Source organism: Caldimonas hydrothermalis, from assembly GCF_056746695.1.
The window spans coordinates 37,766-54,631 of record NZ_JBWQXA010000005.1; the positions used below are offsets into that span (position 1 = coordinate 37,766).

Consider the following 16,866-nt stretch of genomic DNA (forward strand, 5'->3'; position numbering starts at 1 on the left):
CATCGCCATGTCCAGCGACGCCCAAGACCGCAACCTGCCAGCCACCGAGCGCAAGATCCGCAAGGCGCGTGAGGACGGCCAGGTTGCGCGCTCACGCGACCTGGGGCATTTCCTCATCGTGGCCGGCGGCATCGCCGTGGTCACGATGGCCAGCCCCTGGATGACGGGCTGGATGCTGGACATGATGGCCACCGAACTGCGCTTTGCAGGGGCCGATGTCCGTGAGAGTGCACGCATGGCCGAGCGACTGTCCGGGGCGGCGGCGAAGTTCCTGGCCGTGACGGTCCCGCTGGGCCTGGTGGTGGCCGGCGTGGCTGCCCTGGGCGCCGTGCTGTCAGGCGGGTGGAACTGGACGATGAAGGCCCTGGCGCCCCGTTTTTCGAAGATCAATCCGGTCCAGGGGTTCGGGCAGCTCTTCTCCAAGGACAACCTCATCCAGGCGATCAAGGCCAGCCTGCTGGCACTCGTCCTGGGCCTCATCGGGGCGGTTTACCTCTACCGCCAGCTCGACGCGTTCCCGGCCGTGCTGGGCATGGCCCTGCCGGCGGCGGTGTCGCAGGCCACGCATCTCATCATCGTGGGCGTGGCCCTGCTGCTGCTGGCCCTGGGTGTATTCGCCGCCGTGGATGTGCCCTTGCAGCGCCACTTGCTGAAGAACCGGCTCAAGATGAGCCACCGCGAGGTCAAGGACGAGCACAAGGAGCTCGAGGGCAACCAGGAGGTCAAATCCAAGGTCAAGGCCTTGATGCGGGAGAACGTCAAGCGCCGCATGATCGCCGCCGTGCCCAAGGCCGACCTGGTGGTGATGAACCCCACGCACTACGCGGTGGCGCTGAAGTACGAGGAGGGCCGCATGAACGCCCCGCGCGTGGTGGCCAAGGGCGCAGACCTGCTGGCCCTGCGCATCCGCGACGTGGCCCGGGAGGCCAAGGTCCCGGTGCTGCAGGCCCCGATGCTGGCGCGCGCGCTCTACGCCCATGCCGAACTCGACCGCGAGATTCCCGCTGCCCTGTATGCCGCCGTGGCGCAGGTGCTGGCCTACGTGTACCAGTTGCGTGCCGCAATGGCCGGCCAGGCGCCGATGCCAGGCGAGCTGCCGGCCCTGCAGGTGCCGCAGGAGCTGGATCCGCACCACGGCAAGACGCCGGCCGATACCGCCGAGGCTGAATGATGAGCAACGCTTCCACCCCCGCCCTGCCACGCCCCTTGCAGGATCTCCTGGGCGGTCTGCCGCTGAAGGCCCTGGCCGCACCGCTGCTGGTGGTGCTGATCCTGACGATGATGGTGCTGCCGCTGCCGCCCCTCATGCTGGATCTGCTGTTCACCTTCAATATCGCCTGCGCGCTGATGGTGATGATGGTGTCGGCCTACATGGTGCGGCCGCTGGACTTTGCGGCTTTCCCCGCGGTGTTGCTGCTGACCACGATGCTGCGACTGTCGCTGAACGTGGCGTCCACGCGCGTCGTGCTGCTCGAAGGCCACACCGGCACGGGCGCGGCCGGCCAGGTGATCGAAAGCTTCGGCCACTTCCTGATTGGCGGCAACTTCGCGGTGGGCCTGATCGTGTTTGCCATCCTGGTGGTGATCAACTTCGTCGTGGTCACCAAAGGCGCCGAGCGTATCGCCGAGGTGGGCGCACGCTTCACGCTGGATGCAATGCCCGGCAAGCAGATGGCCATCGATGCCGACCTGAACGCCGGCCTGATCGACGAGAAGGAAGCCAAGCGCCGCCGCGCCGAGGTGGGCGAGGAAGCCGAGTTCTTCGGCTCGATGGATGGCGCCTCGAAGTTCGTGCGCGGTGATGCCATAGCCGGCATCCTCATCCTGCTGATCAACATCGTCGGTGGCCTCACCATCGGCATGGTCCAGCATGGGCTGAATGCGTCCCAGGCGGCCAACTCCTACATCCTGCTGGCCGTGGGCGATGCGCTGGTGGCGCAGATCCCGGCGCTGCTGATCTCGATCGCCGCAGCGATGGTGGTCTCGCGCGTGGGCAAGGAGCAGGACGTGGGCACGCAGATCACCGGTCAAGTGCTGCATTCGCCCAAGGCTCTGGGCATCACGGCCGGTGTCATCGGCGTGATGGGCGTGATCCCGGGCATGCCACACCTGGTGTTCATGGCCATCGCCGCCGGCCTGGGCTATGCGGCCTACCGCCTGCACCGGCGCCAGGAGCTGGCGCGGCTGCAGGCCCAGCGCACGCCAGCGGCGGCCCAGCAGGCCAGCCCGAATGCCGAGGCGAGCTGGGACGACCTGCAGCCGGTGGACATCCTGGGCCTGGAGGTGGGCTACCGCCTGATCCAGCTCGTGGACAAGGACCGCCAAGGGGACCTGCTGGCGCGCATCAAGGGCGTGCGCCGCAAATTCGCGCAGGAAGTGGGTTTCCTGCCGCCTTCGGTGCACATCCGCGACAACCTCGAGCTCAAGCCCAGCGTCTACCGCATCACGCTGCGCGGCGCCGTGGTGGGCGAGGGCGAGTGCTTTCCCGGCCTGTTCCTGGCCATCAACCCCGGCCATGCCAGCACTCCGCTGATCGGCACCACCACCACCGACCCGGCCTTTGGCCTGCCTGCGGTGTGGATCGAGGAAGCTCAGCGCGAAAGCGCCCAAATGGCCGGCTATACGGTGGTTGATTCCTCGACCGTCGTGGCCACCCATCTCTCACACTTGATGCAAGTGCATGCCGCCAAGCTGCTCGGCCGCACCGAAGTGCAACAGCTGGTGGATCACGTGACAAAGTTGGCTCCCAAGCTCATCGAGGACGTGGTACCCAAGATGGTCAGCATCCCAACGCTGCAGAAAGTGCTCCAGATGCTGCTGGAGGAATCCGTGCACATCCGCGACATGCGCACCATCGTCGAGACCCTGGCCGAACATGCCGCCACCGTCACCGATCCGGCCGAGCTGGTGCGCCGCATCCGAGTGAATCTGGCTCCGGCCATCGTTCAGCAGATCTACGGCCCCGTGAAGGAACTCGACGTGATCGCCATCGAGCCCGAGCTGGAGCGGCTGGTCACCCAGGCACTCACGTCACCGCATGGCGCCACCCTCGACCCCGGCGTGGCCGATCACCTGACCCAGTCGGCCGCACGCGCGAGCAAGAAGCAGGAAGACCTGGGCGTGCCCGCCTGCCTGCTGGTGCCCGATGCGATCCGCCCGGCCATGGCCCGGCTGCTCAAGCGTGCCGCGCCCCGCCTGGCGGTGCTGGGCCACAGCGAGATTCCTGACACTCACACCATCCGCATCGGCTCCGTGATTGGAGGCACCGCATGAACGTCAAACGCTTTGTCGCGAGAACGTCGCGCGACGCCCTGGTGCAGGTGCGCCAGGCTTTCGGCGAGGACGCCGTGATCCTGTCCACCCGCCCCTGCAAGGAAGGTGTGGAGGTGCTGGCGATGGCGCCCGAAAGCGTTGCCGCGCTGGAGACCTTCAGCCACCCGGCGCCGGCGGCGGCCGCTGCGAAGGCGCCTGCCACCACCGGTGGTGTCGCGCCGAAGGCCGTTCCCGCCGCCCCCGCGGTGGCCAAGGATGTGGAACAGCTCGCGATGAGCACGCTGTCGTTCCAGGACTATGTCCGCGAGCGCATGCTCAAGCGTCGTCAGGCGGCCCTGCAACAGCAGGCCCAGACGGCCGCAGCCGTCACGCATCCGGCCGCGATGCCCACGGCAGCCCCGACCGTGGCCGCCCCCTTGGCATCGAGCCTGCCCGTCGAGCAACGCCTGGCCGAGCGTGCTGCGCAACGCAAGGCCGGCCGCACGGCCGCCCAGGCCGGCGAGACCGGCGCCCCGGTGCGCACCGCAGCGCCGGCTCCGGTGGTGCCGGCGCTGGCCGACGAGGCCGCCTGCAGCGTCCCGGCGCCGGCCGCACCGGCGGCCGAGGACCGTGCCATGCTCGCCGAGCTGCGCGAGATGAAGGGGCTGATCGAGGAGCGCTTCGGTGCCCTGGCCTTCATGGAGAAGATGCAGCGCAACCCGGCCCAGGCCCAGCTCACGCAGAAGCTGCTCGATTGCGGTTTCTCGCCGGCGCTGATCCGCAAGCTCGCATCCCACATCCCGCATGACGCGGCCGATCTCAACGCCTGGGTGGCCGGCGTGCTCGAGCGCAACCTGCTGACGCTCGAAGAGGGGCCGGCCCTGGAGGACGAAGGCGGCGTCTACGCCCTGGTGGGCTCCACCGGCGTGGGCAAGACCACCACGACGGCCAAGCTGGCCGCGGCCTTTGCTGCGCGCTACGGCGCCTCGAACCTGGGCCTGGTGACGCTGGACGCCTACCGCGTCGGGGCCCATGAGCAGTTGCGTGCCTATGGCCGCATCATCGGCGTGGCGGTGCACACCGCGCACGACCGCGCCGCACTGGAGGACCTGCTCGAACTGCTGTCGTCGAAAAAGATGGTCCTGATCGACACGGCGGGCATCGCCCAGCGCGACACCCGTACGCAGGAGCTGCTGGAGATGGTCAGCCACCGCCGCATCCAGCGCGTGCTGGTGGTCAACGCCGCCGCGCAGGGCGAGACCATCGAGGATGTGCTCATCGGTTACCGTGCCCACCAGTGCAAGGGGGTGGTCCTGTCCAAGATCGACGAGGCCGTCAAGCTCGGCCCGGCGCTGGACGCCGTGATCCGCCACAAGCTGCCGGTGCTGGGCGTGGCCAACGGCCAGCGCGTGCCCGAGGACTGGCACCGCATGTCGGCTCAGGCCCTGGTGCATCGCGCTTTGCGGGGCGGGGGCAGCGCGGCCTACCGCCTGGACCGCGACGACGTGAACCTCGTCTTCACCGCGCCGCCAGCTCCACGCGCAGCGGCCCAGGGGGCGGTGCATGTCTGAGCGCGCCTACGATCAGGCCTACGGGCTGCGACGCCTGTTTGCCCACCACACCGTGCATCTGCTGCCGGTGGCTGCCAACCCGTTCGCGCGGGGAGCGCACATGCTGCTCGAAGGCCTGTGCCACGGCTTTGCAGCCCAGGATCTGCACACCCTGGTGGTGGATGCGGCCCCGAGCCCCTACACCACCGGCGTGGACGTGGCCGAGGCCGTGGCCCGCGACCTTGACCTGGGGCAGTGGATCGACCCCCTCGATGCCCACACCAGCGTGCTGGCCGCCAGCCCGACGCTGGCCTGGTTCGGCGAGGCCCCCGGCTCGGCCGCACTGCTCTTCGAGGCCCTGCGCGAAGCTGCGCCCAGCGCCGATGTCATCGTCTTCCACGCCGATGCGGCGCTGCTCAGCGGGCTGTTTGCCGGACGCCGCGTGCGGCCGCTCATCCTTGCGGGCGACGACGCGCCCAGCCTCACCGAGGCCTATGCGGCGATCAAGATCCTGCTGCAGTACGCCGGCCTGGGGGAGCACGCCGTCGTGATGGATCTGGCCACCCCCACCCTGGGCATGCCCGTCGCGGCGGCCCGCCTGGCGCAGTGTGTGCAGGATTTCCTGGGGGGCACGGTTCATCTCGAGGCCATCGCTTGCACGGCGGTACAGTCCGAGGCCGATCTGGCCCGGGCCTTGCACCCGCTGTCCACCACCTTGTTGCACCACGCCCTGCCGTTTTCGCTGCCAGACGGCGAAGGCGCAGGCTGGGCTGGGCCCGCCGGATCCGCGACGGCCCCGGCCCGCCCCCACGCGTTCAACTGATTCCGGAGCGCTTGCCCATGTACACCGCCAAAGGCCGCCTCGACAACCACGCGATGCTGCAGCAGTACAGCCCCCTCGTGCGCCGTCTGGCACACCAGATGATCGCCAAGCTGCCGGCCAACGTGGAGATCGACGACCTCATCCAGGTCGGCATGATCGGCCTGAACGAAGCGCTCAGCCGCTTCGACACCAGCCAGGGCGTGCAGTTCGAGACCTTCGCGACGCAGCGCATCCGCGGTGCGATGCTCGACGAACTGCGTGGGGCCGATTGGATGAGCCGTGGCGACCGCAAGCAGCAGCGCTCCATCGAGGCGGCCGTGCACCGGCTCGAACAGAAGCTGGGCCGCGCGCCGCTGGAAAGCGAGATCGCCCAGGAAATGGGCATCAGCCTGGCCGACTACCAGGAGCTGCTCAACAAGGTGCGCGGCACCCAGCTCGTCTACCTGGAGGACATGAGCGGCGACGAGGGCGACCACGATTTCCTGGATCGCCACGTGGCCGACAAGGAGGCCGACCCGCTGAGCCAGCTCAACGACCGGCGCTTGCGCGAGGCCCTGGTGGCGGCCATCAAGACTTTGCCCGAGCGCGAGCAGTACGTGATGAGCATGTACTACGAGCAGGACATGAACCTGAAGGAGATCGCGGCCGTGCTGGGCGTGACCGAATCGCGGGTGTGCCAGTTGCACAGCCAGTCGATCGCCCGCCTGCGCGTGAAGCTGCGCGAATGGTGAAACGCCCCGGGAAGGCCGGCACCACAGTGCGAGGAGAAGAGCCATGTTGACCTTGTTTCGAGGCCGTGAAGGCCAGGCCCAGCCCGCACAGGCACCGGCTCCGGCCGCTGGCGGCGTGGCGGACGCGCGCGCGCTGATCCAGTCTTTGCAGCAGGAGACCTCCGGCCTGGGCCGCGAGGCGGCCGAAGTGCGCGGCGTGCTCGACGACAGCATCCGCAGCGCCGAGCGCCAGCAGCAGGCCGTGTCCACGCTGGCCGAACACCTGCGCACCATCGTCAAGGCCCAGGACGGCATCGGCGAAGTCACCGAACACAGCCTGCAAGCCGTGGGCCGTGCGCGCGAGGCGGTGGAAGGCGTCGGCCAAGGCGTGGCCGGCGTGGTGGACACGCTGCGCGAGGTGGCCGAGGCCGCGCAGCAGATCACGCAGATCGCGATGCAGACCCGGCTTGTGGCCTTCAACGCCTCGGTCGAGGCCAAACGGGCCGGCGAGGCCGGCCGGGGCTTTGGCGTGGTGGCCGACGCCGTCAAGGACCTGGCCGCCAGGGTCGAAGCCTCGTCCAAGCAGATCATGGGCACGGTGGGCACGCTCGACGAGCGCATCGGCACCTTGGCGCGCGAGATCCGCAGCGAAGGCAGCGAAGGCCGCCAAGGCGCCTTCCATGCCGCGCTGGCTGAGGTCGAAGGCGGTGTGGGGCGCATCGCCCAGGCGGCGGCCCACAGCCGGCAGCTCAGCGCAGGCATGAACGAGGAGATGGCACTCATCGAGCGCGAAACCCGCCAGACCGCCCAGGCGCTGCAGCAGGCCCTGCAGCGCAGCGAGTCCTTCCTCAAGGTCAGCGAACACCTGATGGAACTCACCGCCGCCAGCGGCATCGAGACCGAAGACACCCCGTACATCCATGCCGCCCAGCAGGCGGCCGCTGAGATCGCCCTCCTGCTGGAGGACGCCGTGCGAACCGGTGCGATCAGCCTGGCCGAACTCTTCGACGAGCAGTACCGCCCGATCGCCGGCACCAACCCGCCCCAGTTCGAGACCCGCTTCGTCGCCCTGGCCGACCGGCTGTTCCCGCAGGTGCAGGAGAAGCTGCTGGAGCTGTCGCCCAAGGTGGTCTACTGCATTGCCGTGGACCGCAACGGCTATGTCCCCACCCACAACCGCAAGTACTGCCAGCCGCAGCGCCCCGGCGACGTGGTCTGGAACACCGCCCACAGCCGTTACCGCCGCATCTTCGACGACCGCACCGGCCTGGCCAGCGCCCGCAACCGTCGGCCCTTCCTGTTGCAAACCTACCGCCGCGACATGGGGGGCGGCCGCTTCGTCCTGATGAAGGAAGCCTCGGCGCCGATCGAGGTGCAAGGGCGGCACTGGGGCGGGCTGCGCTTGGCCTACCAGTTCTGATCGGACAGACCAACAGGGCGCAGCAGGCGCCCTTTTTCGTGAACGGGCGCACGAAAGGGCGGCTTCCGGCCGAGCGGGTCTCGCCGCTGTCGCCGCGCACGGCCTGGCTGCTCGTGCAACTGCGCCCGCTGGAGCCCCTGCCGGCGCGCGACCGCGTCCACGGCCTGCCGCTGGATGTGCCGTTGGGCCTGTGGTGGTGACCGGGTGGGGCCCAATCCCCCGGATGGAGGATGAAACCGGAGGGCGGCTGCCCCATCATCGGCGCTGACCGAGAAGTAGGGGGGCGGCGCAGGCAACCCTCCGCACCCGCTCCCGATGTTCCTGTCCGCACCCTCCGTCGAATCTCCCGCCTCCAGTCCTGTCCCGTGGGGGGCCGATGTCGGGCCTGACGCGACGCTGCCAGCCCTGTTCCTCTCGCGCTGCCGGGCCGATCCGCAGGCGCTGGCCTATGCCGGGCTCGACGAGCAAGGGGCGATCGCCTGGACGCGCACCCGTGCCGAATTGCTCGAGCGCACCACCTGCCTCGCGCGGGCCCTGCGGGACCGGGCCGCCGCGGGCGAGCGCGTGCTGCTGGCCTTTGAAGGCGGTGTCGAAGCCGTGGAGCTCTTCTGGGCCTGCCTGCTGGCCGGCCTGGTGCCGGTGCCGGCACCGCCGCCGGATCTGCGGCTGGGCGCGCGCGGCTGGGACCGCCTGAGCCGCATCGCCGAAGATGCCGCCGCCGTCCTGGGGGTGTGCAACCCGGCCGAAGGCCCCGGGGCGACGCCAGCCTGCGGGCCTGTGGCCTGGACGACACCGCAGCTCCTGCACGAGGCCGGAAAGCCCACCTCGCCGGACGAGGCCGCGCACGGCTCCACCGTGCGCCCGCAGGATCCGGCCTATCTGCAGTACACCTCGGGCTCCACCCGGGCACCGCGGGGTGTCGTGATCACCCATGCCCAGGTGCTGGCCCATGGCGCGGCGCTGGCAGCCGTCGTCGGGCGCCGGGTGGCGCCGCCCCCGCGCGCCCTGAGCTGGCTGCCCTGGTTTCACGACTACGGCATCGTGCTGGGCCTGATCCAGCCGCTGCTGCAAGACGGCGTGTCCTACCTGATGCCGCGGCGGGTCTTCATGCGCCGGCCCTTGCGCTGGCTGGAAGCGATTGCGCGTCATCGCATCACCGTCAGCGGTGCCCCGGACTTTGCCTATGCCGCCTGCGTGCGGGCCCTGTCGCGCGAGCCGGGATGGACCGCCGACCTGCGGAGCTGGCGTCTGGCCACCTGCGGGGCCGAACCGGTGCGCCCGCCCACGTTGTCGTCCTTCGAACAGGCCTTCGGCCCCCAGGGGTTCGACCCTGCGGCCTGGGCCCCGGCCTACGGATTGGCCGAGGCGGTACTGACGGTCAGCCTCTCGCCGCAGGCCGCGCCCCCGCGCCGCCTGGTGCTGTCGGCCGCCGCGCTGGAACAGGGGCAGGTGCGCCTTGCCGAACCCGGTGCGCCGGACGCCCGCAGCCTGGTGTCGTGCGGTCCGGTCCTGCCCGGGCTGGCGGTGCGGGTGGTGGACCCGGCAGGCCTGTCCCCGCTCGGCGAGGGCCGCGTCGGCGAGATCTGGGTGCGCGGCCCCAGTGTGGCGCAGCGCTACTGGCGCGAGGCGGCTCCCGAGCTCTTCTCGGCCCGGCTCCAGGGTGATGACGATGATCGGGGCTGGCTGCGCACCGGCGATCTCGGCTTCCTCGCCGACGGCGAGCTCTACCTGGCCGGACGCCTGAAGGACCTCATCATCGTGGGCGGGCGTAACCTGCATCCCCAGGACCTCGAAGCCGTGGCCTTGTCCGCCCACCCCGCGCTGGCCGACGGGGCCGCTTTGGCCTTCGGTGTGGAGGGGGCTGCGGGCGAGGCGGTCGTGCTGCTCACCGAAGTCCGTGGCCGGCCCCCTGCAACGGCCGCGGCGGCCATTGCCGAGGCCGTGCGCGCGGCCGTCGCCGCGGCCTTCGAGGTCGATGTGGCCGACGTCCTGGTCCTGCGCGGCGGCGTCCTGCCCCGCACGTCCAGCGGCAAGCCCCAGCGCGCCCTGGCCCGCGAGCGCTACCGGCACGACCGCTGGCAGTCGCAGGCCTGGCCGGCACGGCCCGGGGCAAGCGCGCCGGCTGGCACCGCGGTGCACCCGGCGGTGGCCGCTGCCTGGGAGGCCGTCCTCGGGGCCGGGCGGGCGGCCGATCCGCAGGCCCACTTTTTCGACCAGGGCGGGGATTCGCTCACGGCCACCCAGCTCGTATCGCGTCTGCGGGCCCTCACCGGGGTCGAGCTGTCCGTGCGTCAACTGTTTGAGTCGCCCACCCCGGCCGGACTGAGCCGCTGCCTGGAAGGCGCCGCCGCGGCCTCGCCGGCGCTGGACCTGCCGCTGCCGCGGGCTGCGCAGGAGGCGGTGCTGTCGTTCGCCCAGGAGCGCATGTGGTTCATGCAGCAGCTTGCACCGGCCAGCACGGCCTACCACATGCCGCTGGCCCTGCACCTGCGCGGCCGCCTGGACGGCCCGGCCCTGCAGGCGGCGGTGGACGAGGTGGTGGCGCGGCACGACATCCTGCGCACCGTTTTCGTGCTCGACGGCGAGACCGTGCGCCCCCGGGTCCTGGCCAGGGCGGCGATCGCCATCGACACCGTGACACCGCCCCCGCAGGCCCGCGGTCCCGACGACCCGGCCGTCCATGCGCTGCTCGCGCGCCTGTCCCAGCAGCCCTTCGACCTCGCGCGCGGGCCGCTCATGCGCCTGCACCTGCTGCCGCTGGGGGGCGACGAGCACGTGTTCCTGATCGTGCAGCACCACCTCATCGGCGACCAGTGGTCCTTCACCGTGCTGGCCCGCGAGCTGGCGGCGGCCTATGCCCGGCGGCTTGGCGGTCAGGCCGGCGGCGTGCCGGCCGCCCCGGCGCTGCAATATGCCGACTACGCCGCCTGGCACCGCCGCTGGTATGCCGGCCAGCGCCATGCCGAGGAGCTGGCCTATTGGCGCGAGCAACTCGCCGCTCTGGAGCCCTTGGAGCTGCCCACCGACCACCCCCGACCGCCGCAGCAGGGCCACCGCGGTGCGCGTGTGCGCTTGCCCCTGGCGCCGGCCCTGCTACAGCGGCTGGCCGAGTTGGGTGCGCGCCACCGCGCGAGCCTGGCCATGGTGATGATGGCCGTCTTCAAGCTGCTGCTGTACCGCCACAGCGGTCACACCGACCTGGCCATCGGTGTGCCCATCGCCAACCGTCACCACCTGGCCACTGAAGATCTGCTCGGCACCTTCGTCAACACCCTGGTGTTGCGCAGCCGGCTCGACGCACGCCTGGGCTTCGAGGCCCTGCTGGATCAGGTGCGCCACACCGCGCTGGAGGCCTATGCCCACCAGGACATGCCCTTCGAGCTGCTGGTCAGGGAACTGGGCGTCGTGCGCGACAACAGCCGCTCCCCGCTCTTCCAGGTGCTCTTCAACATGGTCAATGCCCCGCTGGGCGGGATCGACTTCCCGGGGCTCACCTGGTCCCGGGTGGACTTCGACCGCCAAGCCGCCCAGTTCGACCTGGCCGTCACCATCGACCCCGAGCTGGACCGCTCTGCCGTCTTTGAGTATGCGGTCGATTTGTTCGAGCCTTCCACCGTGCAGCGCCTGGCGCGCCACTACGAAGCCCTGCTCGAGGCCGTGCTGCGCACGCCGGGCCAGCCGGTGGCCACGCTGCCCATGCTCGCGCCCGACGAGCTGGAGACCTTGCGCACGCTGGCCTGCGGCCCGGTGCTGCCGCTGCCTGCCGGTGAGGTCTGGTCCTGGTTGGCCCCTGCCTTCGAGCAGCATGCCGCGCAGCCGGCCCTCGAATGCGCTGGCCAGGCGCTGTCGTATGGCCAGCTCGAGCGGCGCAGCGCGGCGCTGGCGTGCGCCCTGCGCCGGCGCGGCATCGGGGTGGGCCAGCGCGTCGGGCTGAGCCTGCCGCGCGATGCCGACCTGTTGGTGGCTCAGTTGGGCGTGTTGCGTGCGGGGGCGGCTTATGTCCCTCTCGACCCCGCCTATCCGAGCGCCCGTCTGGCCGACATGGCCGACGACGCGGCGCTGGCCCTGCTGATCGCTGGCGACACGGCGCCGTCCTGGGCGGCGGGCCTGGCGACCGCCGGCGTGCTGGCACTGGTGGAGGAGGGCCTCACCATGCCCCCGGATGAGCCCGCCTCGTGTGCCGGGCCGGGCGATCCGGCCTACGTGATCTACACCTCCGGCTCGACCGGGCGCCCCAAAGGGGTGGTCGTGCCCCATGGCGCGGTGGTGAACTTCCTGGCCAGCATGGCCCGCGAGCCCGGCCTTGGGCCAGGCGAGCGCTGGCTGGCCGTCACCACGCTGAGCTTCGACATTGCCGTGCTCGAGACCCTGCTGCCCCTCGGTCGCGGCGCCTGCGTCGTGCTGGCCACCGACGAGCAGGCCGCCAGCGGCAGCGCACTCAGACGCCTGCTCGAAGACGGCCGCATCACCGGCATGCAGGCCACGCCGTCGCGCTGGCAGATGCTGCTGGAAGCCGGCTGGACGGGCCCTGCCGGGCTGAAGGCCTTGGTCGGCGGAGAGCCCCTGCCGCAGGAGCTGGCCGCGCAGCTGCTGGCGCATGGGGCCGAGGTCTGGAACATGTACGGCCCCACCGAGACCACGGTGTGGTCCACCTGCATGCGCATCATGTCCGCGCGCCCTGAGCACCTGAGCATCGGCCGGCCCATCGCCAACACCCAGGCCTGGGTGCTTGACGCACAGGGCCAGCCCTGTCCTTGGGGCGTGGCCGGTGAACTCCACCTCGGGGGGGCGGGTCTGGCCCTGGGCTACTGGCGCCGTCCCGAACTCACTGCCGAACGGTTCATCGAATGGGCCGCCGACCCCGGCCACCCCCCGCTGCGGCTGTACCGCACGGGCGACCGGGTGCGCTGGCGCCGCGACGGCCGGCTCGAGCACCTGGGCCGGTTGGACGACCAGATCAAGCTGCGCGGCCACCGCATCGAGCCGGCCGAGATCGAGGCGGTGCTGGCCGCCCACGAGCAGGTGCACCGCGCCGTCGTTGTGCGCCGCGAAGACCGTCCGGGCGATGCCCGCCTGGTGGCTTACATCCACACCAACGCCCCGGCAGCGGCGCACGAGGACCTGCGCGACGTCCTGCGCGAGCGGCTGCGTGCCCGCCTGCCCGACTACATGCAGCCCCAGCACTTGGTCTTCATCGACCACCTGCCGGTGCTGCCCAACGGCAAGCTCGACCGCCGCAGCCTGCCGGCGCCGGCCGAGCCGGCGGCGTCCGTGCAGCGCGTGGCCCCTCGCAACGCGGCCGAACAGGCTCTGTGGGCGGTCTGGGCCGAGGTGCTCGGGCACCGCCGGTTCGGTGTGCACGAGGACTTCTTCGACCTGGGGGGGCATTCGCTGCTGGCCGCGCGGCTCGTCCATCGCATCGAGGCCCAGCTGGGGCTGCCTTGCAGCCTGGCGCAGGTCTTCGAGCACCCGACCGTGGCCACGCTGTGCGAGGCCCTGGACACCGGCCGCCGGCTGCACGAGGCCTCGATGGTGTGTCTGCAGCCGCAAGGCACCGCCCCGGCGCTGCACTGCGTGTGCGGCGTGCACATCTATCAGCCCCTGGCCGACGCGCTGGCGCCGCAGGTGCCTGTGTACGGCCTGTTCGTGCCGGCCGAGCTCGGCTTCCTCGATGCGCACGTGGACCCCCGGCACGGAGGCATCACCGTCGAGCGCATCGCTGCCGACTATGTGCGGTTGCTGCGCGAGCGCCAGGGCACCGGACCTTACCGCCTGGCCGGTCTGTCCTTCGGCGGACTGCTGGCCCTGGAGATGGCAAGGCAGTTGCGCGCGCTCGGCGAAGTGGTCGACTGTGTGCTGATGTTCGACACGGCCCGGCCCTTGGGCGTCCTGCCGAGCAGCTTGCAATGGCTGCACCGCCAGGGCCGGCGGCTGGCCCGGGGCCGTCTGCCCCTGGCCGGGCGCCTGCTGGGCCGCAGCCCGGTGGCAGTCGGCCCCATGCATGCCGCCGAGGTCCCTCAGGGTCCGGACCCCGAACTCATCCGTGCGCGCGACCGGCTGTACCAACGGGCGCGCCGGCTGTACCGCCCGCGCCCCTATGACGGCCTGGTGATGCTCGTGCGCGCGCTCGACACCGAGGGCCTGACACCGGACCTGGGCTGGCACAGCCTGCTGAGCCGGCTCGTGGTGCGCGAGGTGCCCGGGGACCATCTGGGCATCCTGCGCGCGCCCCAGGTCGACCGGCTGGCGGCCCATGTGCGGGAACTGCTCGCGCAATTGCCGCCCTCAGCGTGAAGCCCGGCGCTGCCGAGCACGCCGCCGAGGCGGCGCTTGCGGGCGATCAGGCGTGCAGCGAGCCGCGCTGTGCCGGGCCGAACGCGCGCCCCGGGGCGGCGCGGTAGACGGGTTGCGGCTCACTCGGCATCAACACCTCCATCGCACGATCCAGCGCGGCCGTCGCGCGCGACAGGCTCTCGCGCTGGGCCGCCACGGCACCGGTGGCCTGCACCAGACGCCGGCGCAGCGCAGTCGGCACCTGCGAGCCGTTGCGCGCCGCCTGGCTGAAGCGCGCCACCGCCTCGGTCAGCGCGCGGTGCAGCTCGCCCGCGCAGCGCTCCAGCGCCACGGCGTCGCGGGCCAGCAGCGCATCGCCCAGGGCCTGCAGCCGGGTCTCCACATCGGCAACGGCCGGCTCCAGGTCGCGGGGGACGGTGGCCGCCGGGGCGGCCGTCGGGAAGGTCAGGGCATGTGCAGACATCGGTGGCGCAGTCCGTATCGAAAGTCAGGAGCAGAAGCGCGGGCATGGGGCCCGCAGGGCCGGGTTTCGTCTCTCTCGACCCCCGGGGGGCTGGAGCCCCGCCTCCCGAAGGGGCCGCCGTCGGGCTTCGGGCAGCCAAGCGCCGGGCCTCAACGGCCCATGCGGTTCAGCAGCTCTTGTGCATTGGCGATCAGCTTGTCGGCGATGGCCTCGGCATTGGGCTTGAAAGTGCCGTCGGCGATGGCCTGGCGGATCGCAGCCACCTTCTCGGCGTCGAATTCGGGGGTGCTGGCCATGAGACCGGCCGCGGTGCTGGACAGCTTCACGGTGGCGCTTTCGCTGGGGGTGGAAGCCGCCGCCGCGGTAGAGCTTGCGGCAGCCGGTCGTGCCTCGCCAGCGGCCGGGCGAGCCTGGCCTGCCGCGATGGCAGCGGATTCCGTGGTGTGAACGATCTTCATGACCTGCTCCTGGACCGGATCCGGTCCGACATGATCGATGTATCGACCCTCGGACCGACAACTTGAGCCTGGATTCCGGAATTTTTACGTTCTGTCACAAATTCACCTCCAGCACCCCTTCGGCGCTGGCCACGCCGGTGACGATGCGGCCGTTGTCGGTGCGCACGCGGGCGATGCGCCCGTCCAGTCCTGGCGTCAAGGCCCGGCCCTGGCTGCTCACGGCAAAGCCCTCGCCGCGGGCGATCACGCGCACCGTGTCGCCGCTGGCAAACCACTGTATCGGCCGCAGATGGCCGTCCCTCAAGGGCTGGCCGGCGGGCAGCGGCCGCGCCAGCACCCGATCGGTCAGTGCGTCGAGGTCGGCGAGCACCGGCGAAGTCTCGGCCGCCCAGTCGGCCTCGACGGTGCGCAGCAGCGACGGCTGCAGCCGCGTGCCAGCCGGCAGCGCGCTGGCGGCCACGATGGCAGGACCGAACACACGCACCGTCACCGGCAGGAACACATTCCAGCGTGTGGGTCCTTCGAGGCAGCGCACCCCGATGCGGGTGCGGCCCCAGGGCCGCGCCCCGGCCGGCAGATAAGGCTCCATGCGTGCGCAGGGGGCCAGCTTCACCCGGCGGTCGAGCGCACCCACCTCCACCTCGATGCGGGTGGGGCGGGCTGCGGGGGCTCCCGCGGCACTCGACAGTTGCCGGTGATGCGCCTGGGCCAGTGAACGCACGTGAGTCTGGAGATCTTTGTCGATCTCGGCAGCCGTGGCCGGCATCCCCACGCAGGCGGCCCACACGAGCCAGCGTCCGACCGTCGGTCGGCGCAGCAGGCGGAGCGAGGGCGCGCAGGTGGGGTGCATGGCGTTGAGCGGTTCGACGCTTCGCACTGTAGGCCCGACCCGCTGGGCACAGGGCGGGAAATGGACAGGTTTTCGGCGGCTATTCCCGCTAATGTTCGACGGCTCGCAGCAGAACAATGGCCTCCAACCTGCCGGCCCTGCATCCCCACCGGGTTGCCGAGCCGGACGCCGCGCCCCGCATGGGCGCACGGAAATGGCGCCATGCTCGACCGACTCACCCAATCGCTGAACTTCCAGTCCGAGGCCCTGGTGCTGCGGGCCGAGCGCCAGCGCGTGATCGCCAGCAACATCGCCAATGCCGACACGCCCGGCTACGTGGCGCGTGACATGGACTTCGCCGCTGCGCTCAAGCAGGCCACGGCGGGGCAGGGCGGCCAGGGCAGCGCCCGCACGGTTGCCACCACCCATGCCGGTCACATCGCGCCCTCCCAGGGCACGCGCGCGCCCACCACGCTGCTGTACGCCCGGCCGGCCCAGACCAACCTGGACAGCAACACCGTGGACATGGACCGCGAGCGCGCCAACTTCGTCGACAACGCCGTGCGCTACGAGGCCACGCTGCGCTTCATCAACGGCAGCGTGCGCACCCTGCTCAGCGCCATCACCGGGCAGTGAGGGAGATCTCCATGTCGATGTTCAACATCTTCAACATCTCGGGCAGCGCGGTCAGCGCCCAGTCCCAGCGCCTGAACACCGTGGCCAGCAACCTGGCCAACGCCGACACCGTGGCCGGGCCCGACGGTCAGGCCTACAAGGCCCGCCAGGTGGTCTTTCAGACCGTGCTGATGGGCGCCCGCTCGGGCGACGCCTCAGCCGCAGGCGTGAAGGTCGTGCAAGTGACCGAAGACAACACCCCCGGCCGCCGCGTGCACGATCCGGCCCATCCCCAGGCCGATGCCGAAGGCTATGTCACTTACAGCAACGTCAACGCCGTCGAGGAGATGGTCAACATGATCTCTGCCTCGCGCTCCTATCAGAACAATGTCGAGGTCATGAACACGGCCAAGAACCTGCTGCTCAAGACCTTGCAGATGGGCCAGTGACCC

13 protein-coding genes are annotated in these 16,866 nt (G+C 70.9%); 10 read left to right on the top strand and 3 right to left on the bottom strand.

The features are described from left to right. The first annotated feature begins 7 nt into the window (after positions 1–7). The 8 genes from AC1ECW_RS08160 (at position 8) to AC1ECW_RS08195 (ending at position 14,049) form a co-directional block, all read left to right on the top strand. Positions 8–1,171, top strand: coding sequence for an EscU/YscU/HrcU family type III secretion system export apparatus switch protein (locus AC1ECW_RS08160; protein ID WP_409703975.1), 1,164 nt, complete (start codon positions 8–10; stop codon positions 1,169–1,171). Beyond that, positions 1,171–3,273 (top strand): flagellar biosynthesis protein FlhA, encoded by a 2,103-nt coding sequence (gene flhA / locus AC1ECW_RS08165; RefSeq protein WP_409703977.1) that lies wholly within the window; start codon positions 1,171–1,173, stop codon positions 3,271–3,273. The genes AC1ECW_RS08160 and flhA overlap by 1 nt, the downstream gene beginning before the upstream one ends. Continuing rightward, complete coding sequence (gene flhF / locus AC1ECW_RS08170) at positions 3,270–4,823, top strand: flagellar biosynthesis GTPase FlhF (RefSeq protein WP_409703979.1); 1,554 nt, start codon at positions 3,270–3,272, stop codon at positions 4,821–4,823. The genes flhA and flhF overlap by 4 nt, the downstream gene beginning before the upstream one ends. Further along, positions 4,816–5,625 (top strand): MinD/ParA family ATP-binding protein, encoded by an 810-nt coding sequence (locus AC1ECW_RS08175; RefSeq protein ID WP_409703981.1) that lies wholly within the window; start codon positions 4,816–4,818, stop codon positions 5,623–5,625. The genes flhF and AC1ECW_RS08175 overlap by 8 nt, the downstream gene beginning before the upstream one ends. Positions 5,626–5,642: 17 nt before the next feature. After that, positions 5,643–6,356, top strand: a complete 714-nt coding sequence (locus AC1ECW_RS08180; protein WP_409703983.1) for an RNA polymerase sigma factor FliA — start codon at positions 5,643–5,645, stop codon at positions 6,354–6,356. Between the two features lie 43 nt (positions 6,357–6,399). After that, positions 6,400–7,755 carry a methyl-accepting chemotaxis protein gene (locus tag AC1ECW_RS08185; protein WP_409703985.1) on the top strand — a complete coding sequence of 452 codons (1,356 nt, stop codon included), beginning with the start codon at positions 6,400–6,402 and terminating at the stop codon, positions 7,753–7,755. Positions 7,756–7,793: 38 nt separating this feature from the next. After that, entirely contained in the window at positions 7,794–7,955 is a 162-nt protein-coding gene (locus AC1ECW_RS08190; RefSeq protein ID WP_409703987.1) for a hypothetical protein, read from the top strand. Positions 7,956–8,070: 115 nt separating this feature from the next. Continuing rightward, complete coding sequence (locus tag AC1ECW_RS08195) at positions 8,071–14,049, top strand: amino acid adenylation domain-containing protein (RefSeq protein ID WP_481201596.1); 5,979 nt, start codon at positions 8,071–8,073, stop codon at positions 14,047–14,049. 46 nt (positions 14,050–14,095) lie between these two features. Here the strand turns inward: AC1ECW_RS08195 and AC1ECW_RS08200 are convergent, their stop codons facing one another. The 3 genes from AC1ECW_RS08200 to flgA form a co-directional block, all read right to left on the bottom strand. Continuing rightward, on the bottom strand, positions 14,096–14,512 hold the full coding sequence (locus tag AC1ECW_RS08200; RefSeq protein WP_481201597.1) for a hypothetical protein: 417 nt from the start codon (positions 14,510–14,512) through the stop codon (positions 14,096–14,098). A 149-nt stretch (positions 14,513–14,661) separates the two neighbouring features. After that, on the bottom strand, positions 14,662–14,970 hold the full coding sequence (gene flgM / locus AC1ECW_RS08205; protein ID WP_481201598.1) for a flagellar biosynthesis anti-sigma factor FlgM: 309 nt from the start codon (positions 14,968–14,970) through the stop codon (positions 14,662–14,664). 94 nt (positions 14,971–15,064) lie between these two features. Next, complete coding sequence (gene flgA, locus AC1ECW_RS08210) at positions 15,065–15,820, bottom strand: flagellar basal body P-ring formation chaperone FlgA (RefSeq protein ID WP_481201599.1); 756 nt, start codon at positions 15,818–15,820, stop codon at positions 15,065–15,067. Positions 15,821–16,021: 201 nt separating this feature from the next. On the opposite strand from flgA, the gene flgB reads away from it, so the two are divergent. After that, positions 16,022–16,435 carry a flagellar basal body rod protein FlgB gene (gene flgB, locus AC1ECW_RS08215; protein ID WP_409704858.1) on the top strand — a complete coding sequence of 138 codons (414 nt, stop codon included), beginning with the start codon at positions 16,022–16,024 and terminating at the stop codon, positions 16,433–16,435. An 11-nt stretch (positions 16,436–16,446) separates the two neighbouring features. Continuing rightward, positions 16,447–16,863: a flagellar basal body rod protein FlgC gene (flgC, locus tag AC1ECW_RS08220; RefSeq protein ID WP_409704856.1), complete on the top strand. Its 417-nt coding sequence runs from the start codon at positions 16,447–16,449 to the stop codon at positions 16,861–16,863. Positions 16,864–16,866: the final 3 nt, after the last annotated feature.